Below are 21684 nucleotides of genomic sequence, written 5' to 3'. Positions count from 1 at the left end.
AGCTTTTGTCATGGCCGAAACCCCGCACCCCGCCACTGACGGCGCGCTCGCAGACACACTGCTGAATATGGGGCGGTTTATGCGCCGGGGAGAGACGAGCCCCGACTTGCGCGCCATGTTTCTCGAGGGCGGGCGCAAGGGCGATGTGTTCTACCGCGACCGCTGGTCGCACGACAAGGTGGTGCGTTCGACCCACGGCGTGAACTGCACCGGATCATGCTCATGGAAGGTGTATGTCAAGGACGGCATCATCACGTGGGAGACGCAGCAGACCGACTACCCTTCAGTGGGCCCCGACTCCCCCGAGTACGAGCCGCGCGGCTGCCCCCGCGGCGCGGCGTTTAGCTGGTACACCTACTCCCCCACGCGCGTGCGCTACCCGTACATTCGTGACGTGCTCGCCGAGCTCTACCGCGACGCGAAGGCGCAGCACCCCGACCCCGTCGACGCCTGGGCGTCAATTGTTGAAGACCCGGTGCAGGCGAACCGCTACAAGCGCGCCCGCGGCAAGGGTGGCCTGATTCGCGCCACCTGGGACGAGGCGATGGAGATCGCCGTCGCCGCCCAGGTCTACTCCGTCAAGAAGTATGGGCCCGATCGCATCGCGGGCTTCTCGCCTATTCCGGCCATGTCGATGGTTTCTCACGGCGCCGGATCACGGTATCTCAACCTCGTCGGCGGCACGATGCTCTCGTTCTACGACTGGTATGCCGACCTGCCGGTCGCGAGCCCGCAGGTGTTTGGTGACCAGACCGACGTACCCGAGTCGGCCGACTGGTGGAACGCGGGCTACCTGATCATGTGGGGGTCTAACGTGCCCGTCACGCGCACCCCCGACGCCCACTTCATGACCGAGGCCCGCTACCGCGGCCAAAAGGTCGTGACGGTATCGCCCGACTACACCGACAACACCAAGTTCGCCGACGAGTGGGTGGCCCTGCACCCCGGCACCGACGCCGCGCTCGGCCTCGCCATGGGGCACGTGATCTTGAAGGAGCACTACGTCGAGAAGCGCACCGCACGCTTCGAAGACTACATGCGCCGGTTCACCGATTCGCCGTTTCTCGTAGAGGTCGATGCGCTCGAAGGCGACGCTGCCGCCGCGTTCGACCCCGCCACCGGCAAGCTCGTACCCGGCAAGTTCGTGACCGCGGCCGACCTGGGCGGCGAAGCAGCCGCCGCCACCAACGCCGAGTTCAAACCCGCACTGCTCGACATCTCGGGCGAAGCCCGCGTGCCAAACGGTTCGCTCGGCCACCGCTACGCGCAGTCCGACAAGGGCAAATGGAACCTCGACCTGGGCGACATCACCCCGGCACTATCGGTCGCCGACCTCGCCACATGGCACGGCGAGGCCGTCGAGGTGTCGCTGCCCCGCTTTGACCTCGCGCCCGAGGAGGGGCAGGAGCACGCGGGCGGATCCGGCGTTGTAACAAGGGGCGTGCCGGTGACGCGCGTCGCCGGAAAGCTGGTGACGACGGTCTTCGACCTGATGCTCGCGCAGTACGGTGTGGCGCGCGAGGGCCTGCCGGGCCGGTGGCCCGCGGGCTACGACGACGCCGCGACACCGGGCACCCCGGCGTGGCAAGAGGAGCACACGAGCGTGCCCGCCGAGCAGGCGATACGCATCGCCCGCGAGTTCGCCGACAATGCCGACCGGTCGGGCGGCCGCTCCATGATCTTGATGGGCGCTGGCACCAACCACTGGTTCCACTCAGACACGATCTACCGCACGTTTCTCGCGCTCACGATGATGACGGGCTGCCAGGGCGTGAACGGCGGCGGCTGGGCACACTACGTGGGGCAAGAGAAGGTGCGCCCGCTCACCGGGTACCAGCAGTACGCGGCCGCCGCCGACTGGCAGCGGCCGCCTCGGCACACGATCGGCACCGCGTTTTGGTACCTCGCGACCGACCAGTGGCGCTACGACGGGCTGCCCGCCAACTCGCTCGCCTCACCGCTCGCGCGCGGCCAGTTCGACGACCGCACGACCGCCGATTGCCTCGTCGAATCGGCGAAGCGCGGCTGGATGCCGAGCTACCCGACCTACAACCGCAACCCGCTCGACCTCGCCGACGAGGCAGAGCGGGCGGGCAAGGAGCCTGCCCAGCACGTCGTCGACTCGCTGAGCGACGGCTCGCTCGCCTACGCGTGCGAAGACCCCGATGCGCCCGAGAACTTTCCGCGCGTCGTGCTGATCTGGCGCGCCAACGTCTTGGGCTCGTCGGGCAAGGGCAACGAGTACTTCTTGAAGCACCTGCTCGGCACCGACGCGGCCGTGCGCGCTCCCGAAGCGGGGCCGGGCGAGCGGCCCCGCGACATGGCCTGGCACGATGAAGCACCCGAGGGCAAGCTCGACCTGCTCGCGACCGCCGACTTCAGAATGACGAGCACCACACTGTTCTCTGACATCGTGTTCCCCGCCGCGACCTGGTACGAGAAGTACGACCTGTCGTCGACCGACATGCACCCGTTCATTCACTCGTTCAACCCGGCGATCGCGCCGCCCTGGCAGACGAAGACCGACTTCGAGCTGTTTGGGCTGATGGCGCAGCGCTTTGGCGAGCTCTCTGAAACGCACCTGGGGGTGCGCAAGGACATCGTCGCGACACCGCTGCAGCACGACACCCCCGACGCGATGGCAACCCCCAAGGGTCGCGTGCCAGAGGGCGCGCCGCTCATACCGGGCGTCACGATGCCTAAGCTCACCGTCGTCGAGCGCGACTACCCCGGCATCTTCGATCGCTGGCGGTCACTCGGCCCGCTCACGAGCGAGCTCGGCATGATGACGAAGGGCATCAAATACCAGCCGGATCCCGAGATCGAAGCCCTCGCGCACGTGAACGGCACGGTGCCAAACGGGCCGTGCGAGGGGCGCGTGCGGCTCGACACCGACAAGCGGGCGTGCGAGATGATTCTCGCGTTCTCGGGCACGAGCAACGGGCGCCTCGCAACACAGGGCTTTCGCCAGCTCGAAGAACACACGGGCCAGAAGATGGCGTTCCTGTCTGAAGAGCACGAGGGCTCGCGCATCACATTTCATGACGTGCAGGTGCAGCCGCGCAGCGTGATCACATCGCCCGAGTGGTCGGGGTCTGAGCACGGCGGCCGCAGGTACACCGCGTTTGCGATCAACGTCGAGCATTTGAAGCCCTGGCACACGCTCACCGGCCGCCAGCACTTCTACCTCGACCACGACTGGATGCAAGAGCTCGGCGAGCAGCTGCCCGTCTACCGCCCGCCGCTCGACATGCACCGCCTGTTTGGCGACGCGAAGCTCGGCCGCACGAGCACACACGAGTCGGGTAACGCCGAGGTCGCGGTGCGCTACCTCACCCCGCACTCGAAGTGGTCGATTCACTCTGAGTACCAAGACAACCTGTTTATGTTGTCGCTGTCGCGTGGCGGGCCCACGATCTGGATGAGCCCCGGGGACGCCGACAAAATTGGGGTGCGCGACAACGAGTGGATCGAATCGTACAACCGCAATGGCGTGGTTGTAGCCCGCGCGATCGTGTCACACCGCATGCCCGAGGGCACGGTCTACATGTACCACGCGAAAGATCGCACGATCGACGTGCCGATCGCCGAGACGAGCGGGCTGCGCGGCGGCATACACAACTCGCTCACCCGCATTCTGATGAAGCCCAGCCACCTGATCGGTGGCTACGCGCAGCTCGCGTGGGCGTTCAACTATCTGGGGCCCACGGGCAACCAGCGCGACGAGGTGACGACGATTCGTCGCCGCAGCCAGGAGGTGCAGTACTGATGAAGGTCATGGCGCAGATGTCGATGGTAATGAACCTCGACAAGTGCATCGGTTGTCACACCTGTTCGGTGACGTGCAAGCAGGCGTGGACCAACCGCTCGGGCGTCGAGTACGTCTGGTTCAACAACGTTGAGACCCGGCCGGGCGTCGGCTACCCGCGCGGCTACGAAGACCAAGACAAGTGGCGCGGCGGCTGGGTGCGCGACAAGAAGGGGCGGCTGCGGCTGCGCGACGGCGGCCGGCTGCACAAGCTCAGCCGCATCTTCTCGAACCCTAAGCTGCCCGAGATTCACGACTACTACGAGCCGTGGACCTACGACTACGACATGCTGCTCAACGCACCCAGCGGCGCGCACACCCCCGTCGCGAAACCCAAGAGCTTACTCACCGGGAAGGACATGAAGATCGGGTGGTCTGCGAACTGGGATGACAACCTAGGCGGCTCGATCGAGACGATGCAAGACGACCCGATCCTCAAAAAGATGAGCGAGCAGGTCGAGGCCGAGTACCAAAAGGCCTTCATGTTCTATCTACCGCGCATCTGCGAGCACTGCCTCAACCCGTCGTGTGTCGCATCGTGCCCTTCTGGTGCAATGTACAAGCGTCAAGAGGACGGCATTGTGCTCGTCGACCAAGACGCCTGCCGCGGCTGGCGCATGTGCGTGTCTGGCTGCCCCTATAAGAAGGTGTACTTTAACCACCGCACAGGCAAGGCCGAGAAGTGCACGATGTGTTACCCGCGCATCGAGGTGGGGCTGCCCACTGTGTGCGCCGAGACCTGCGTGGGGCGACTGCGCTATCTGGGGCTCGTGCTCTACGACGCCGACCGTGTCGCCGAGGCCGCGTCTGTTGAGAACGAGCACGACCTGCTCGAAGCACAAAAATCTGTGATTCTCGATCCCTTCGACCCCGAGGTCGTGGCGGGCGCACGCGCCGAGGGGATCCCCGAGGACTGGATCACGGGCGCTCAGAAGAGCCCCATCTACAAGCTCATTAAAGAGTATGAGGTCGCGCTCCCGCTGCACCCCGAGTACCGCACGATGCCCATGGTCTGGTACATTCCGCCGCTGTCGCCCGTCGTCGATGTCGTCACCGGCTCTGGGGCCGACGGCGAAGACGCGCGCACGCTGTTCGCTGCGATCGATAAGCTCCGGATCCCTATTGGGTACCTCGCCGAGATCTTCAGCGCCGGTGACCCCGCTCCCGTCGACCTCGCGCTGCGCAAGCTCGCAGCGATGCGCTCGTTCATGCGGGGCGTGTCAATCGATGATGTGCGTGACGAACGCATCGCAAACGCGGTGGGCATGTCGGGCGCCGCGATCGAAGAGATGTATCGGCTGCTCGCGATCGCAAAGTATGAGGAGCGGTACGTGATTCCGTCGGCCCACGCCGAGCAGGCCCACGACCTCGAAGAGATGGGGTGCTCGCTCGAGTTCGACGGCGGCCCGGGCATGGGCGGCGCGGGCCCCTTCGGCTCGTCGAGCGGTGAGCCCGTCCCCGTAGCGGTCGAGAACTTCAACGCGCTCAAGAACCGGCAGACCGCAGACCGACCGTCGACACCCGGCCGCGTAAACCTGCTCAACTGGGACGGCAACGGCAGCCCCGACGGGCTCTTTCCACCCTCTGGCACCCCCACCACGCTGCCAGAGGGCGACCTCGGGCCCGTGCGCAAAACCGGCAAGCAGGGCCGAGAGCGGGGGCAGGCGTGATCACGAAACTGCTCAATCGTGTCACGCCGAGGCGCCCGCTGCCGGGCACCCTGGCGCCTGTGACGCTTACGCGCGAGGAGCGATCCGGAGCGCACATGCTCGCCTCGCTCTTGCTCGATTACCCGGGCCCCGAGTGGTTCGCGCGCTTAGACACGCTCGAAGCCCACGCGCGCACGCTGCCCCCCGTGCTGTCCCAGCTTTTCACCGAGTTCATCGACCTTGCGCGGGCGGCGGGCCCCACCGAATGGCAGCGGCAGTACGTGGTCACGTTCGACCTGAAACGCAAGTGCAGCCTCTACCTCAGCTACTTCGCGACCGGTGACACCCGCAAGCGCGGCACCGCGCTCGTCACGTTCATCGAAGCGTACCGCGCGGCAGGGTGGGAGATCGCTCCAGACGAGCTGCCCGACTATCTGCCCGCTGTGCTCGAGTTCTCGGCACGCTCGGGCGACCCGATTGCCGAGGCGCTGCTAGCCGCGCACCTCGAGGGCATCGAGGTGCTGCGCGCCGCGCTCGAAGCGATCGACAGCCCGTGGGCGGGCGTCGTGCGCACCGTCACGCTGTCGCTGCCGCAGGTGGACCGCGAAACGCGCGAACGCGTGCTGGCGCTCGTGAGCGAGGGGCCACCCACCGAGACGGTGGGTCTCAGCTTCTTAGGTAACCTACCGCCGTTCAGTCCGAGGGGGGACGTATGAGCACCTTAGACATTTTGTTGTGGGTGGCGCTGCCGTACGCGTGCGCTGCCGTCTTCATTGTCGGCCATATTTGGCGCTATCGCTACGACAAGTTTGGCTGGACCACCCGGTCAAGCCAAACCTACGAGAACCGGCTGTTGCGCTGGGGCTCGCCCATGTTTCACTTTGGTATTTTGATGGTGATCGCGGGCCACGTCGTGGGTCTGCTAATTCCGCGAGAGTGGCTCAACGCGATCGGCATCAACGATCACATGTACCACCTCGGCGCCGTATGGATGGGCTCGTTCGCGGCGGTGCTGACGCTGGCCGGCCTCGCAATCTTGATCTACCGCCGCCGCACCGTTGGCCCCGTGTTTCTTGCGACCACGGTGATGGACAAGGTGATGTACGTGTTCTTGGGCATGACGCTGATCTTTGGCACGCTTTCGACGGTCGTCTACCAAATGTTTGGCGAGGGGTTCACCTATCGCACCACAATCTCGCCGTGGATCAGGCACCTGATCATCTTTCAACCAGAGCCAGAGCTCATGTCGACGGTGCCGCTCTTCTTTCAGCTGCACATCATCTCGGCTTCGCTGCTGTTTGCGCTGTGGCCATTCACGCGGCTGGTACACGTGTGGTCTGCGCCCTTCCCCTACCTGTTTCGCCCGTACATCGTCTATCGATCGCGCGATGCTGGCCCCACCGGTATGCGCCCCGTGAGGCGTGGCTGGGATCCGATCACCGAGCCGCCAGACCCCAAACGCTTGAACCGGCCATAACGATAGGTTACGGTTCGCCATACGTCGGATGCGCGTCGCCATCCCCCCATAAACGACGCGCATCCGCCGACCTATTTACACGCGCCTTCGCAGGTGTAAGTGAAACAGGCTTTGTGACAGTACCACAGCGCGGGGCGCTGCTCTGTCTCTCCACACGATAGCCCCACTGTGCTACAGATGTCTATAGTGCGTTTTGGTGGTCGAGAGTACCGGCTACGGCGTTTGCAGGTCCGCTAGTTCGCGCAGGTCAATGGGATCGGGCACGTTAGGAAACTCGACCGGACGCTGCGAGAGCTCTCGCACGTTGTCAAGTCGGCAAGCGAGTCGCGATGCTCGCGTACCGCTGCACGTTTCGTCGCCGCTGTCGTCAGTGTCGCTGTCGTCAGTGCCGCTGTCGTCAGTGTCGCTCTTCGCGTTCTGCTCCTTGGGGGCGTACTGCCCGATCGCGTCATACTCGCCCGGGAGCACGGGCGCCATGACCGCCCCGCAGGCAAATGACACGATCAGGCAGGCCGCGAGCACGGCCCCCGCCGCGGGCGACCACAGCGCGGGGGGCCGCGTATTGACCAACACGGTTCCTTCAAGCTCGGTGCGAGCCCGCTGCTCGGCGAGCCACACCGTGAACCACCCGACGAGCGGTGAGAGCACCATAGCCGACGTCGACAGCAGCACGATCGCCGCCGCATCGCCCCTGCTCTGTGCCCCTCCAGCCGCGCTATACATTACGCCAAACAGCAGCCACAGCCCCACCGCTTCAAGGCAGCGCAGCCTAATGAGCACCACATGATTGCGCCGAAAAGCAGCCAAGCGTACGACCGTGTCTCGGTCGACAATGCCGCCCTCGACTCGACGCACGCGGGCTAGGTAACCAAGTTGCCACGATAGTGAGCAGGCGAACGCCACGACGACGAGCAAGCACAGCGCCACCACGAGCCAACGCACCACGACCGCATCGCGTGACGTCGCTGCGATCGTGACCGCGGTCGCTCCGATCGCGAGTAAGACGCCAAGAACAGCCCACTCACCCCGCCGGCGGGCGAGGTCGATCGGGCCGGATCCGGCCACGTACGCACGAAAGCTGCGCGGTATGCGTTTGCTGAGCGCCCCAAAGCGCGCCCACTGTATGCCTCCCAAAATGAGCGCGATCACCCACCACACCGCGACGAGTCTGGGATCAGCTGTGCCACCGGCAAAACCGGTCAGCACACCGAGCGCGACGATCGCGGTCAGATACACCGGCGCGTCAATGCGCGTCATGAACCGAAACCAGAGCTGCGCAAACAGCGCGGCACGCGCATTGCGGTGCTGCGGGTCGGCGGCAAGTAGCTTGCCCATCTCAACCGCGTACACGATCTCTTGCTCCATCGCGCCGTGCCCGGTCGCGGGGGTGTTGACCGTGGTGAGTTCAGCGTGCAGCTCGAGCAGTATGGCGTCTTGCGGCGCTTCGGCAAGGCCCAGCTGACATGTTTTAAGCGCGTCATCTACCCGGCCGAGGGCCCACTGTAGGCGGGCGGCGCCAGCCATTACTCCAGGGGTTGCAATTGCCGAGGCAACAGCCTGGTTCACGCGAGCAAGGGCGACACGCTTCAGCTTGCGCCGATCGCGACGCTCAGGCATCGCAGACACCAGGATCTGCGCGCTCTGCAGCAAAAAGTCCGGGTTGTCTGGCTCCGCGGCCAGGCAAATGTCATTCTCGCGTTCGGCCTGCTGGTGCTTGTTCTGCTGTAACAGCGCGTGAGCCAAGAGGTATCGCGCACTGGCCAGATCGGGGTGCGCCCCCAGCAACTGTTCAAGCGTGAACCGTGCCTCATCGACCCGCCACAGCTTGAGCAGCACCCAGGCACGCTCGTGCAGCAGGTAGGGGTTCTGCGGGTCAACCGCGAGACCCGGGCCAAGCGCCTCGAGCGCTTCGGCAAAGCGCCCCTGTGCACCAAGCATTTCGGCGTGTTTGAGGCACAGATCAATCTGCTGCCCCGGGTCGGGTGCGCCCGCACCGGCAGATGCCGCGCGCACCGTCATTTCATGAATTTTTCGCGGGTGAGGTACTGCTGCAGTTCGTCGTAACGGCCGTCGACGTTGCCAAACGTGACAACATTCACGGCGCTGTGCATCCACCCGCCCGTACTCGGCTGCACCTCTGCAAATGCGGCATCAAAATCGGCCATCGTGATGGGGCGCACCTGGCCCGCGGCAATCGAGTCGGCCATCGCCTTCTCAGCGGCGGTCGTCGCGAGGTGTTCAAGGTCGGCCCCCGAGAATTTCTCCGTGCGCTGCGCGAGCCGTGCAAGGTCGATGCCCGCCAGCGGGCGCCCGGCGAGTGCACCGCGCAGAATTTCGATGCGGGCCGGGGCATCGGGCGGAGTGACCAGCACCACCCGGTCGAAGCGGCCCGGGCGCAGAAGGGCGTCGTCCACCTCCCACGGGTGGTTCGTTGCGGCGAGCACAAACACGCCGTCGTTATTGCTGCCCACCCCGTCGAGCTCGGTGAGGAGCTGATTAACTACCCCACGCATCCACGTGGCGCTCGAACTGTACATCGAACGTTTGCCGCCAATCGAGTCGAGCTCGTCAATGAACAGCACACACGGGGCATGCTTACGGGCACGCTCGAACAGGCGCTGCACGTTCTTTTCGCTTTCACCGATAAACGAATTGAGCACGTCAGCGACGGTGACCGTTAGAAACTTCGCGCCGAGCTCGCCGGCGATCGCCTTCGCAATGAAGGTCTTGCCCGTACCGGGAGGGCCGTAGAGCAACAGGCCGCCGCGCAGGCTCTTCTGAAACGCCTTCGCGATTTCGGGGTTGCGCATGGGTTCGAGAAACGCGACGTTCAATCGGTCTTTCACGTGCTGCAGCCCGCCCACATCGGCAAGCGTCACCGCGGGGGTCTCGGGCGGAGCATCGAGCTCGGCCTCGGCAGTGTCACCTGATACGGGCATTGGCTGCGCTGTTTCGGTAGCACCAACGTACTCTGTTGACCCGACGAACGGCGGGTCAATCGCCACGTCGACTTCTTGTTCGAGGCGCTGCCAGTCGATCCCGTCGGCGGCACCGGCTTCGCTGTGGCTCGAGCTATCCCCAGCCTCGGCCTGGCTCTGGGCACTCGGGGCACTCGGGGCACTCGGGGCACTCGGGGCGCTCAACGCCTCGCGCATCAGCTGCTGCGCTCGCGCGTTGCTCGCATCGCGCACGAGCACCTGAGACAACTCGGTCACGGCGCGCGCAGACTCGCCGTTTGCAAGAAGCAGCTCGGCGAGGTGCAATCGTAGCGGCAGCGATTCGGGGTCTGCGGCCACCGCAGTGGCTATCGCTCTGATGAGGTCAGTCATGTCGCCCCTTTCGGCGTGAACGTTTCGGCCCCGAGCGAGGCCCTTTTAGTCTCTCACGGGGCGGGTGGGCAACGTCGCGGCGACGGCCCGCACGAACCGCGTGGCCGGGGCCGCGAGCACCGCATGCACCTCGCCCTGCTGCGCGATACGGCCACGCTCGATGACGATGAGTCGGTGTGCCAGCTCGGCCGCGTCGACCGCCGAGTGCGACACAACTACGGCGGTGGTGCCGGTGCGCTTAAGTTCTTCACGCAACAGCGCACGCATGTCGGCCGCGGCCTCGACATCGAGCGAGGCAAACGGTTCGTCGACGAGCAGCAGCCGTGGGGCCGCCGCGAGCGCGCGGGCGAGTGCGATGCGCTGACGCTGGCCACCCGACAGCTCTGCGGGCAGCTTCGCGGCCACTTCGTCAAGGCCGAGGCGCGTGAGCCACCCGTCTGCTTCGGCGAGCGCCTCGCGTTTGCCTGCTCCGCGTGCGCGGGCGGCGAAGGCGATGTTGCGCGCGGCACTGAGGTGCGGAAACAGCCGCGGTTCTTGCCCGAGTAGCCCCACGCCTCGCGCGTGCGGTGGCACGTGCACGCGTGTCCTCGCATCTGCGAGCACGAGCCCCTGCGCACCACCGAGCACTATGCGGCCCGCGGTGAGGCGCTCAGTGCCGGCAAGCGCGTGCACGATGCTTGACTTACCCGCCCCGCTCGGCCCCATGAGCGCGAGTGTCTCGCCAGCCATTAGCTCGAACGACACGTCAAGTTCAAACCCCGTACGCGGCATACCGATCGCGGCCGAGAGCGCGGCGGGGCTGAGTGGCAATGGCCGCTGCGCGCTGATCCGGCGCCTCATTTGAGCGCCCCGGGCTTCCAGGCGCGCACGCTCACCAGCACCAGCACCGCGGTCGCGAGCAGCAGTAGCGAGAGCGCGACGGCCGGCTCGCGGCCAGACGCGGCGCCGTTGAAGGCCGTGTAGATCGCGAGCGGCATGGTCTGGGTGACGCCCGGAGCGTTACCGGCAAACAGGGCGGTCGCGCCAAACTCCCCGATCGCGCGCGCAAAACACAAGATCACGCCGGCCACGAGTCCCGGGGCCGCGAGCGGCAAGGTCACCCGCGCAAACACCATCCAGGGGCCCGCCCCGAGGGTCGCGGCGGTGCGTTCGTAGGCGGCGCCCGTCGCGCGCAGCGAGCCCTCCACCGACAGCACGAGAAACGGCAGCGCGACGAACGCCTGCGCGAGCACGACCGCGGCGGTCGTGAACGGCAGCGTGACGCCCCACAGCTGCTCGATGACCTGGCCCACGGGGCTCGTGCGACCGAATAAGAACAAGAGCGCGACGCCGCCCACCATGGGCGGCAGCACGAGCGGCACCGCCACGAGCGCCCGCAGCAGCTGCGATGTTTTGGGGCCGGATCGCGCGATGACCAGCGCCAATGGCACGCCGAGCGCGACGCACAGCGCGGTTGCCGCGAGCCCCGTGCCGAGCGACAGCGCGAGCGCCTGCCTGGCGGTTTCGCTCGTGATGTCTTGCCACAGCGTGCTCCATGACGCGCGGCTCACGAGCGCCGCGAGCGGCAGCACGAGCAGTGCGATGCCGAGCACGGCGGGCGCGACCGCGATGCCCGGGGCGTTCGAGCCAGTGCGGGAGGTCTTCATGATGCTGTGGTTCCTGTGTGTTGCTGTGGTTGTGCGGTTCTTCGCGCTACAGCGCCGAGCCGAAGCCGTGGCGCTCGAGCACACCCTGCCCGTCTTTGCCCAGCACGTATGCGACGAACTCGCGCGCCGCAGCGTGCTTCGCGTCGCTCGTGTTGGCGCCTGAGCTGGCCTTGGCGTCGCGCGACTGGGCCGCGAGGGTGAGTGCTGCGATCGGGTACCTATTGACCACGTCTTGGGTGCCCTCGGGGTCGATGCTTTCGACGGCGTCGTCGCCTACCACGTCGGTGCGGTAGACGAGGCCCGCATCTGCCTCGCCCGCGGCAACCTTCGCCAGCACCGCGGTGACGTTTTGTTCGAGGCTCGCGGGGGTCACCTTGACGGCCGCGTTCTTCAGCAGGGTCTCAGATGCTCCGCCGCACGGCACCTCGGGCGCGCACAGCACCGTTACCGCGTCTTGCAGGTCTTTGAGGCCCGTCACCTTAGCCGGGTTGCCCGCGGGCACCGCGATCACGAGCGTGTTCGTTGCGAAGACCTGCGGGTCGCTTGCGAGAGCCTCGTCGACGACGACCTGCATGTTGCGTTCATCGGCAGACGCAAACACGTCGACCGGGGCGCCCTCGACGATCTGTGTCGCGAGCGTTGAAGAGCCGTCGTAGCTGAGGGTGACCTCGACACCGGGGTGCTGGTCTTCAAACTGCTGGGCGATCTCATCGAAGGAGCGCTGTAGCGAGGCCGCGGCCGACACATTGAGGGTGACCGTCTCTTCCTCCGCCGTGTCGCTGACGCTTGAACAGCCCACAAGCCCCATCGCCAACACCGCCACTACAGCGGCGAGCGCGCTGCGCCGACCCGAGCGGCGGTGCTGCTGGTTCGTGAACGGGTGCGGCTTTGTGCTCGGCAGCGGCATGCACGGTCTCCTTGTGGTTCGTCTCACAACTCTCTTGCACCCCCAACGCTATCGAATCAGCCCACCCGGCCCCTCGGGGCTTGCCTCTGCCGTCGCTTTGACGGCCGCGGGTATCGCTGCGGGGTCTGCGTCTGGGTGAAACTCGGGGTGCGTCGTCGAGGCGTAGAGGTTGAGGCCAAGGGCACGCGAGAGGTACGCGCAGGCCCGTTCGCCTCGAACGCTGTTACCGGCAGAGTTGAGCGGTGGTGAGTATGTCGCAAGCGCTCCCTTGCCCGGTGCGATCGCGACGATGCCGCCCGACACACCTGACTTCGCGGGCAACCCGATCTCGAACAGCCACTCCCCCGAACGCTCGTACATGCCGCAGCTCGCAAGCACCGCGAGCGTGTCACGGGCCACGCTTGCAGACACCACCCGCTCACCGGTGATCGGGTTCACCCCGCCGTCTGCGATCGTCGCTCCCATCACCGCGAGATCGTAGGCCGAGACCTTTAGCGCGCACTGTTTCGTGTACACATCGACGGCCTCTTCGGGGTTGCCGTCGATGCGACCGTAGCTGTGCAGCAGCCGGGCGATGCCGCGGTTGCGCGAGTTGGTGCGCGACTCTGATTCGTAGACGGCCTCGTCGATGTCAAGGTCACGCCCCGCAAACCGTGAGAGCCCGGCACGCACGTTCTCCCACCGCTCTTGCGGCGTGCTGCCAGGCACCATGCTCGTCGTTACGATTGCCCCCGCGTTGACCATGGGGTTTTGCGGGCTGCCCTCGTTAAGCTCAAGCGCAATCACCGAGTTAAACGCGAGGCCCGTGTTGTTGACGCCCACGCGCTCGGGCACCGCGCGGTGGCCAATCGCATCGCACACGAGTGCAAACACAAACGCTTTTGAAATCGACTGAATCGAAAACTCTACGGCAGAGTCGCCCACGGTGTGGGTGCTGCCGTTCACGCCCACAAGCGCAAGCCCAAACTCGAGCGGGTCTGCGCTCGCGAGCACTGGAATATAGCTGGCGACCGTGCCGTCGTAGGTGTCGCGGTAGCGCGTGTGCGCTGCGAGTAATAGCTCATCTACTCTGGCCGCTGTGGGTAATTCGCCCGTCGAAACACGCTGTGTAACCTTCAAAACCTCGACTTCTGGCACGGTGGAGCTCCATTCTGCGGCGACGGGCGGGCACCCATCACGCTATCGCGCAGCTCCGCCCCCTGTCACTAGCGTGGACCGGGTTTATTCACGGTGGGCGAACTCGCGCTCCTTGCCTACGGGCCCTAGTGTGGAGATGAAGCTGCGATCCGGATCGGACGCAACAAGATAGGCCCGCACGCTCGCCGCGTGCACGCCGGGTGAGGAGGCGATTCATGGCGCAGATGCTGCCGTCAGCGGGGGTCGCCCCGGGCCTTGCCGACGCACGTAACCGGCCGCTGCGCGATCTGCGCATTTCGGTGACGGATCGCTGCAATTTTCGCTGCGTATACTGCATGCCGAAGGAGATTTTCGGCCGCGACTTTCAGTTTCGTGAGCGCGACGAGCTGCTCACGTTCGAAGAGATCGAGCGGCTGGCGCGCGTCGCCGTGGGCCTCGGTGTACGCAAGCTGCGGCTCACCGGGGGCGAGCCGCTGTTGCGCCGCGGCATCGAGGAGCTCGTGTCTCGGCTCGCCGCGCTGCGCACCCCCGAGGGGGAGCCCGTTGACCTCGCGCTCACCACGAACGGTTCGGCGCTGCCGGTGAAGGCGGCGGCGCTGAAGGCGGCGGGGCTTGGGCGCGTCACGATCTCGCTCGATTCGCTCATCGAGGAGCGGTTTCAAGCGATTAACGACGTGAAATTTCCTGTGGCTCGCGTGTTTGCTGCGATCGATGCGGCCGCCGAGGCGGGACTTGGGCCGGTCAAGATCAACACGGTGCTCAAACGCGGCGTCAATGACGACGAGATTCTGTCGCTCGCCGAGCGTTTTCGCGGTACGGGGCACGTGCTGCGTTTTATCGAGTACATGGATGTGGGCGCGACTAATGGTTGGCGGCTCGACGACGTAGTGCCGTCGGCCGAGGTGGTGGCGCGCATTAGCGAGCGGTACCCGCTCGAGCCCGCGGCCCCCACCCACCCCGGCGAGACGGCGAAGCGCTGGCAGTACGTAGACGGTGCCGGCGAGATCGGTGTGATCTCAAGCGTCACCGGCGCATTTTGCGGCGACTGCTCGCGCGCCCGTGTGTCTGCCGAGGGGCAGCTCTACACGTGCCTGTTTGCGTCGTCGGGCTTCGACTTGCGTGCGCTGTTGCGTGGCGATGACACCCGTTCTCCGCTGACGGACGCAGAGCTCTCTGACGTATTGGCGGGCCGCTGGCGGGTGCGCGACGACAACTACTCTGAGCGCCGCGCAGCCCTCACCCCCGGCAACCGCCGCCGCATCGAAATGTCGTATATCGGCGGTTAGGCCGACGCTGCCTTGTCGAGGGCCGCACGCTTGAGGGTGTCGAACTCCTCTTGCGTGATCGTTTGTTCGTCGAGCAGCTTCTTCGCCTGCGCGATCTGCTCAGCCGGGTGCGGGTGCACGGCGACCGAACGAATGTAGTCGTCTGCGGCGTTCTGTGTTGCCTGCGCCTGCGCGGCAGCGCGCTCGCCCATGCCCCTACCGCGCGCGATCAGGTAGACGATCGCTGTCAAGAACGGCAAGAATACGAGAAAAATCAGCCAGATTGCTTTCGCGACACCGGGCAGCTTCTTGTCACGGAAGAGGTCACTGATGATCGAGAACAGCGCCATGAGGTAGGCGATAAACACGAAGATCGTGACCGCAAACCACAAGAAGTCCCAAATGTTTGCCAAGAAGCCCATGATGTTCCTTTCGCAGGTGAGCAACAGCGCTCCCCGTGGTTTCATCCTGGCATTACCGCGCCCGCGTGCGCCTCACGATGACGAATTGTGATGCGTTCTTCACCCGCACTTTCACCCGGTCGTGAGGCGTGCCCACACAAAAGCGGGGGTGAGGTGCGCTCGGCCCCTCACCCCCGCTCTGTATCACGCGCCTCGCGCCTCGCGGCGCGCACGCGGCTCGCGCTAGCGCGTGTTCACGGTCTTTCGGCGCGCCCGGAGCACCAGCACCGCACCGGCAACCAGTAGCAGCAGCGCCACGCCCCCGCCAATCCCCGCCTGCGCACCAGTGATGCTTAACCCGGGGATCAGTGGCTTGGACGTCGACGCTTCGGGAGTGGTGTGCGTCGTCGTGGCCGGCGGCGGGGTGATCGTTGTACCGCCCGGCGTCGCGGTCGACGACACCGTGTTTTCGATCGTCACCTTGCCCACTTCGTCATGCACCTTCACGCGGTAGGTGACGTCGACGCGCTCGCCAATGTCGAGCGTGCCCTCCCAGGTAAGCGTCGTGCCGTCGAGCTGCGGCGCGGCAGCCCGGGATTCGACGCCCTGGGCATCTACGATCGTAGCGCTCGGCGTGCCCACCAATTCGGTGTTGTCAAGCACAGCCGACAGGTCATCGGTCAGCACCACCGGGTCGAGCACGGTCGCGCCCGTGTTCGTGCCTGTGAGCGTGAACTGGATCAGCTGGCCTGCTTTTACCTCCGTTCCGGATCCGGGATCGCTCGTCTTGGCGAGGGTGTACCCCGGCACCGGGTGCTCCGTCGTAGCGGGGGGCGGCTCAACCGGCGGCTTGCCAGGCGGGGTCGCTGTTGAGACGGCAATATTTTTGAGCGTTTGACCTTCAGCGCCTTCGTTCACGGTGACGCTGTAGTTGATGCTCACGGTCTCCCCGACCTCGAGCTTGCCAGACCAGCTGAGCGACGTTCCGCTCAGATCCGGTGCCGTACCCTCGCGGGCTACACCGTCGGCTCCGGTGATCGTTGCTTCGATGTCACCGTCGAGCGTTGCATGCGCGAGTACCTTCGATAGATCATCGGTAATCTCGACCGGATCGAGTACGGTCTCGCCGCTGTTGCGCCCGGTGAGCGTGTAGGTGATCGACTCGCCCACGGCAACCGGGTTGTCACTCGCCGGGTTCGCGCTCTTCCAGAACGTGTAGCCCGGGGTTGGGTGCTGGGTTTCGACCGTCGGCGGAACGATGGGTGGCTGACCCGGTGGGGTCGCCGTCGACGATGCCCTGTTGTGAATGATCACACCCTCGGTCCCATCGTTGAGCTGTACCGAGTACACCAGCTGCACAGATTCGCCCACTCCCAGCGCACCGGTCCAAGCAAGCGATGTGTCATCAGCGGTCACTGTTCCACCGTCACGGGTGGCCCCCGCGGCGTCAGTGATCGTGACGACGGGGTCACCCATGAGTGCGGCATGTTCGAGCACACCCGACAGGTCGTCGGAGATCTCGACCGGGTCGAGCACGGTGAGCCCCGTGTTCGTGCCCGTCAACGTATATGTGATCGCCTCGCCCGGAAGCACAGTTGTGCCCGAAACAGGGTTGCTCGTCTTCGTGAATTCATAGCCGGGCACAGGCTCAAGCGCCAGGTCCAGGGTGAGGTTCGTGAACTCGTCGGTGGTCAGCGGACTGACACTGAGCGAGCCAACGTTGTCACCGATCGGCTCGTGGCCGATAATCTTCGAACCATCGACACTGGCTGACAGTGTAATCGTGCCGGCGCTGCGCACTCGATCACCGTCGTTGATGGCGTGGTGATCGGCGGTCTCGTTGAGGTCGGTGTCTGCGTCTGTCTTTGAGTTCACGGCGGCGGCTGAGTACCCTGCCAACAGACCCCCACTCGCAAACTCGGCCGCGGGAATCACGGCGTAGTAATCACCCTCGGCGAGGTCGTTGAGAATCCAACGCCCGTCCTCGTTCGTAGTGGCCCGGCCTGCGAGTGTGCCCCCGTCGGCTGCACTGTACACCTCAACGGTTACTCCTGCGGGTGCCGCAAGATCGCGAGCTTCATCGAATTTACCGTCACGATCCTGGTCGATCCAGATCAGGTCGCCCAGGCTAAAGCCGAGCACGCGCACGGTCGTCTGGTTTGAGGTGAGAAGCTGGTAACCTTCCTGTTCCCCTGAGAACGTATCGCTAAACGCGGTAAAGCGGTTCGCGTACAGGTCGCCGGGGTCGTTGTCGCGCTGCTCGGTTTCGAAGGTCAGAATCAAGCCCGACTTCTTCGTGTTTGTACCGGTCTCGAGCTTCGTGTCGCCCACAAATTTGAAGGCGGTCACCTGAGTCCAGTCGGCGGGCGCACCCGGCGCACCGAAGTCGGACTCAGCAAACCAGATGCTCGCGTCATCGTCGTTCAGGTTTTGTGGCACATCTTCTGGCGCTACCGAGGTGTAGTACGTGGTGCCGGCTAGTGCGGTTTCACCTCCGAAGTCGGTTGCCGTCACCGGGCCGGTCAGACCGCTGGTACCCGCGAAGTCAGAAGCCGGCGTACGGTTCACGTTTGCCTGGTTCTTGGCGTCACCGTTATACGGGAGCACCTCGATCACGGTTACCGGCAAGATCGACAGATTCTGACTGAAGTTCTTCACCTTCAGGGTGTAAGCCTGCGTATCGTTTTGCAGGTCAAGCGTCTGATCGACGCTCTTCTGCAGCTGCAGCTTGCCGTCCTGTGCGAGGGTGACAGTGTGATCGTCGGCGTGTGCCTTGAGCGGCACGAGCGTATCGCCGGTAATCTTGGCGCTCGACACCAGGGCGGTGCTCGCGGGTGTCAGCGCGTCAGTGTCGGTGTAGATGATGCGTGACGGCAGTTTCTCGTTGGGCGTCACGTCACCGATCAGCCAGGTGAGGGTCGTCGTTCCGTCGGGGTTCACCACAGCGGTCGTGGCGGGTGTACCGCCCCGAGTAAGCGCCGTCATCTCTGCGTTGTACGTGACGTGCTTGGGCAGCGTCTGTGTAACGACAACGTTCTTCACCAATGCGGGTGTGGCCGAATTCGCTGAGACCCCAGCAACCGTCTCCCATATCACCGGTGTACCAGCGAGGGTGCTTCCTGTTGTGTCGAAGTCGGCTGCACCACCGCCCACACCCTCGACCTCGATGGTGCGCAGGTTGAGCTGTGCCATCGCTCGAGTTACGGTCCAGCGGTCCCCGTCGGTGAGCGCTGACTCAGGCTGCGGCTCATACCGCTGAGCGAATGTCGAGTCGGTGAGCTTCAGACTCCAGCCCGGGCTGAGGGTGTCTGTGGTGACCTGGCCATAGTTCGCTGCCACGGTTCCCACAGGGATCGTCTGCCCCGCATTGGGGCCTCCGTTGAACTCGTCTCGCTGCTCAAACGCGCTCATCAGGTACAGGCTCGTGCCAGTCGAAATCTTTGACCCGTCGGCGGCGACGGCACGGATCGCGTTGACGCTGTCGATTCCACCCGCGACCTTGTTGGGGTCACTGTGCCATTCGGTGGCGGTGTCGGCGCAGCGCGCATTGGCCTGGTTCAGCCAGGAGCCCCCGAAGCGGTTGGTACCCGCGTCGAACACCCCGTTGTTGGCGGTGTCGTTACCAAAGTCGAATGCACCGTACTCGATCGTGTAGTGCTGCTGGTTTGGTTCTTGGCTCGACTTGCGGCCCGGCAGTGAACTGTCATGCACATAGGCGTACAGGTCATTCGCGTACTGCGCCGCGTTCGCCTCGCTCATGCCCGTTACTTGGTTGAGCGGTGCAAGCTTCAGAGTTGTGTTGTCAAATACGTCGCACAATCCCGCTTCAGTCCAGGGGGTACCGCCGTTCACAAGCACCACTTGGGACTGGTGCACTTCGCCGGGCTGGATCGTCGCTGCCCCGTCGTGTGAGCCAGTGGATCCCGGGAGCCTGGTGAGTGTATAGCTCCACGGCGTCAAGTGGTCAAGAAAGCTCTTCGAGAACGAGCCAGGTGACATCTGAATCGATGTGGGACCCGCGACGTTGTTGCTGCGCGTGTTGTCTTCCATCAGGTCACACCTGTTGAAGTCACCTCCCACGCGGCGATCCGCACAGAAGCCGGGCTCGTTGTCGTCGCCAAAGTTGCTGACGCCGCTCAGACCCACGGGGTCAAACCCGGTGATCTGGTTGTACGCGTACAACTGACCAATTCCGTCTCCCTCGACGCCGTTCGCACGGTCAACCTGAGTGAGCGGTATGAACACCGCCACCTCATAGCTGGCGACATAGTAGGGGCCAGCGCTCAGGTCAGCTCCACCGTTCAACTTCGTGGGGTAGTGCTTGCCAGACGTATCGATTCCGTCGAAGGTGAGCGTGTACGGACTCGTGTTGTCGTCGGCGGTGCGCTCAAACGCGCACGTGCCCGAGTCGCTCACGCTTGACGCAGAGTTCGTGTCGCCCTTGTTGACGCCGCCGAGGATCGCCTCTGTCGTTCCATAGTTCGTGGAGGGACGGCAGGCGACGATTTCGTATTCAAGGTCTTTGACCGCAGACGTTCCCACCTCGGCCTTGCGGTCGAGCTGCGCCCAGAAGTCTTCAGTAGCGGTAACGGGCTGTTGGAATGCTTCTACGCCCTGCTTGCGGTCTGTGGAAATGGTGATCGGGTAGTAGATCTGGCGCCCGGGCACCTTCTCACCATTGATCGTGCGGAAGGTCCAGGTGCTCGAGAACGGTGCGTGCTTTGCGAGGTCGTAGCGTGGCTTCGAGGTGATCTCGATCGGGCCCACCGCGACCGGCCCGTCGGGCCGAGCGGTAGCGACGCCCGCGGCGTTCACGCCGTACACACGTGTTACCGAGGTGAAAGTCGAACCGTTGACTGAGTCGGGGCTCGCCCAAACCGCAGTGTCGAGCAGTGTTGCCGCAGTAGCAATGCCTACTTCACCGAGGTTGCAGGTGAGGGTGACGTGGGTGGTACCAGCGGGCGGCGCTGTGCGCTTCTCGATAGGTGTGCCCACCGTGTCATTCGGTGACGAGAACGCCCGAATTTCGCTGGCGGGTGCCGTCCCGTCGCACACCATTGGCACGTTTGTGAAGTTTGCGACTGCTCCGTCGCTGAGCTCAATCGTCTGCTCGAACACCGCCGATGTGAACGCATCGGCGAGCGCCTCCGTGGCGTTTGCGGTGATACTCCAAGTGAACGACGTGACGTCGCCGCTGCGCACCACGTCGTTGTCGGTGCCGGTGTCAGAGCCCGGGCCGTTCTTCGAGTCCCAGGGCGCAGCACCAGTGAACACGGCTTTACCGTCAAGTCCACCTTCTGCGTTGGGGAGCTTCACGTCTAGCTGCCACGTGGGCCACACCAGCGCATCGAGGTTCGCCGGTGCGCTCTCGGCGCTAAACGGCGTGCTACGCGCAACTTGGTTGGCATCGTTGACCGCCGCAAACGCATTGTCTGCGCTCACCGACTTGTGTACCGCATAGACGTCGCCCGCGACGCCGGTCACGTCTACGGTGACGTGCAGCTGGTCGTCTGCGCAGTGAGCCTTCCAGTCGGTGTCAACTGCGAAGCTCCATGCCCCGTTCGCATCGGTCTGCGTTGACCATCCGCCGTGCTCGGCGTCGAGCGGCGTGGCGCACGCGAGTGTGACCGCGGCCTCTGCCACACCCAGGTCGACCTTACCGGCCGTGCCAGATGCATCAAGTGTGTTGTTTTGTGTCGCGTCGGCATACACAGTACCCGCTACGAGCACCGGTTCCGTCGTGCGCTCAGGCGCTGCCGCGGCGGGTGTCTCGTCTTGTATGAGCGAGAGCCCCGACAGCACCATCACTGCGCACAGTGCAGCGCCCAGGAGGCGCCGCCCCGACGCCCGTTTCTTGCGCGTGGCATGATCGCCACGTCGTCGTGTTACAGAAAGTTCTGACACCCCGAAGTCCCTCTTTCAATGCCGCCCCGCCCGCGCAATCGGGCAGCACTCAAAGAGGCACCCCGGCACACAGGTGGTAGCTGCGTTCCCCAAGCAAGATGTCGTGTTGGCGTGGCGTCGTCAGGTTTCACACCTCACCGTTGCTCAACACGTGCTTTGTA

At 64.9% G+C, this 21684-nt stretch carries 13 protein-coding genes; 5 read left to right on the top strand and 8 right to left on the bottom strand.

Annotated elements, in window-relative coordinates; genetic code table 11:
• Positions 1-10: 10 nt before the first annotated feature.
• The 4 genes from ACXR2T_RS10545 to narI are packed head-to-tail and all read left to right on the top strand — an operon-like array spanning position 11 to position 6934.
• Positions 11-3769, top strand: a complete 3759-nt coding sequence (locus tag ACXR2T_RS10545) for a nitrate reductase subunit alpha (RefSeq protein WP_458838994.1) — start codon at positions 11-13, stop codon at positions 3767-3769.
• Positions 3769-5478, top strand: coding sequence for a nitrate reductase subunit beta (gene narH, locus ACXR2T_RS10540; protein ID WP_458814417.1), 1710 nt, complete (start codon positions 3769-3771; stop codon positions 5476-5478). The genes ACXR2T_RS10545 and narH overlap by 1 nt, the downstream gene beginning before the upstream one ends.
• Positions 5475-6173, top strand: coding sequence for a nitrate reductase molybdenum cofactor assembly chaperone (narJ, locus tag ACXR2T_RS10535; RefSeq protein ID WP_458838993.1), 699 nt, complete (start codon positions 5475-5477; stop codon positions 6171-6173). Before narH ends, narJ begins: the two co-directional genes overlap by 4 nt.
• Positions 6170-6934 carry a respiratory nitrate reductase subunit gamma gene (gene narI, locus ACXR2T_RS10530; protein ID WP_458814421.1) on the top strand — a complete coding sequence of 255 codons (765 nt, stop codon included), beginning with the start codon at positions 6170-6172 and terminating at the stop codon, positions 6932-6934. The genes narJ and narI overlap by 4 nt, the downstream gene beginning before the upstream one ends.
• A gap of 213 nt (positions 6935-7147) precedes the next feature.
• On the opposite strand, the gene ACXR2T_RS10525 is transcribed toward narI, so the two are convergent.
• The 6 genes from ACXR2T_RS10525 to glsA are packed head-to-tail and all read right to left on the bottom strand — an operon-like array spanning position 7148 to position 13953.
• On the bottom strand, positions 7148-8953 hold the full coding sequence (locus ACXR2T_RS10525) for a tetratricopeptide repeat protein (protein WP_458838992.1): 1806 nt from the start codon (positions 8951-8953) through the stop codon (positions 7148-7150).
• Complete coding sequence (locus tag ACXR2T_RS10520; RefSeq protein WP_458838991.1) at positions 8950-10263, bottom strand: ATP-binding protein; 1314 nt, start codon at positions 10261-10263, stop codon at positions 8950-8952. The genes ACXR2T_RS10525 and ACXR2T_RS10520 overlap by 4 nt, the downstream gene beginning before the upstream one ends.
• Before the next feature lie 45 nt (positions 10264-10308).
• The gene (locus ACXR2T_RS10515; RefSeq protein ID WP_458838990.1) at positions 10309-11103 is read right to left on the bottom strand and encodes an ATP-binding cassette domain-containing protein; all 795 of its coding nucleotides are present in this window, start codon (positions 11101-11103) and stop codon (positions 10309-10311) included.
• The gene (locus ACXR2T_RS10510; protein ID WP_458838989.1) at positions 11100-11909 is read right to left on the bottom strand and encodes an ABC transporter permease; all 810 of its coding nucleotides are present in this window, start codon (positions 11907-11909) and stop codon (positions 11100-11102) included. Before ACXR2T_RS10510 ends, ACXR2T_RS10515 begins: the two co-directional genes overlap by 4 nt.
• 46 nt (positions 11910-11955) lie before the next feature.
• Positions 11956-12816 carry a molybdate ABC transporter substrate-binding protein gene (modA, locus tag ACXR2T_RS10505; protein WP_458838988.1) on the bottom strand — a complete coding sequence of 287 codons (861 nt, stop codon included), beginning with the start codon at positions 12814-12816 and terminating at the stop codon, positions 11956-11958.
• Positions 12817-12864: 48 nt separating this feature from the next.
• Entirely contained in the window at positions 12865-13953 is a 1089-nt protein-coding gene (gene glsA, locus ACXR2T_RS10500; RefSeq protein WP_458838987.1) for a glutaminase A, read from the bottom strand.
• 215 nt (positions 13954-14168) lie between these two features.
• Here glsA and moaA point away from each other — a divergent pair, with 215 nt between their 5' ends.
• Entirely contained in the window at positions 14169-15239 is a 1071-nt protein-coding gene (gene moaA / locus ACXR2T_RS10495) for a GTP 3',8-cyclase MoaA (protein ID WP_458838986.1), read from the top strand.
• Here the strand turns inward: moaA and ACXR2T_RS10490 are convergent.
• Together ACXR2T_RS10490 and ACXR2T_RS10485 are read right to left on the bottom strand one after the other, a co-directional pair.
• Positions 15236-15640 carry an SHOCT domain-containing protein gene (locus ACXR2T_RS10490; protein ID WP_458814437.1) on the bottom strand — a complete coding sequence of 135 codons (405 nt, stop codon included), beginning with the start codon at positions 15638-15640 and terminating at the stop codon, positions 15236-15238. The genes moaA and ACXR2T_RS10490 overlap by 4 nt on opposite strands.
• A 222-nt stretch (positions 15641-15862) precedes the next feature.
• Positions 15863-21424: a DUF7927 domain-containing protein gene (locus tag ACXR2T_RS10485; protein ID WP_458839000.1), complete on the bottom strand. Its 5562-nt coding sequence runs from the start codon at positions 21422-21424 to the stop codon at positions 15863-15865.
• Between the last annotated feature and the right edge of the window lie 260 nt (positions 21425-21684).

The organism is Leucobacter faecis (genome assembly GCF_054456635.2).
This window is presented reverse-complemented; position numbering and strand designations above follow the sequence as displayed.

What these genes read in the sequence shown, in the direction of transcription:
- ACXR2T_RS10545 (WP_458838994.1), top strand. Translation starts at nt 11, where the DNA reads ATGGCCGAAACCCCGCACCCCGCCACTGACGGCGCGCTCGCAGACACA.
- narH (WP_458814417.1), top strand. Translation starts at nt 3,769, where the DNA reads ATGAAGGTCATGGCGCAGATGTCGATGGTAATGAACCTCGACAAGTGC.
- narI (WP_458814421.1), top strand. Translation starts at nt 6,170, where the DNA reads ATGAGCACCTTAGACATTTTGTTGTGGGTGGCGCTGCCGTACGCGTGC.
- ACXR2T_RS10525 (WP_458838992.1), bottom strand. Translation starts at nt 8,953, where the DNA reads ATGACGGTGCGCGCGGCATCTGCCGGTGCGGGCGCACCCGACCCGGGG.
- ACXR2T_RS10520 (WP_458838991.1), bottom strand. Translation starts at nt 10,263, where the DNA reads ATGACTGACCTCATCAGAGCGATAGCCACTGCGGTGGCCGCAGACCCC.
- ACXR2T_RS10515 (WP_458838990.1), bottom strand. Translation starts at nt 11,103, where the DNA reads ATGAGGCGCCGGATCAGCGCGCAGCGGCCATTGCCACTCAGCCCCGCC.
- ACXR2T_RS10510 (WP_458838989.1), bottom strand. Translation starts at nt 11,909, where the DNA reads ATGAAGACCTCCCGCACTGGCTCGAACGCCCCGGGCATCGCGGTCGCG.
- modA (WP_458838988.1), bottom strand. Translation starts at nt 12,816, where the DNA reads ATGCCGCTGCCGAGCACAAAGCCGCACCCGTTCACGAACCAGCAGCAC.
- moaA (WP_458838986.1), top strand. Translation starts at nt 14,169, where the DNA reads ATGGCGCAGATGCTGCCGTCAGCGGGGGTCGCCCCGGGCCTTGCCGAC.
- ACXR2T_RS10490 (WP_458814437.1), bottom strand. Translation starts at nt 15,640, where the DNA reads ATGGGCTTCTTGGCAAACATTTGGGACTTCTTGTGGTTTGCGGTCACG.
- ACXR2T_RS10485 (WP_458839000.1), bottom strand. Translation starts at nt 21,424, where the DNA reads ATGGTGCTGTCGGGGCTCTCGCTCATACAAGACGAGACACCCGCCGCG.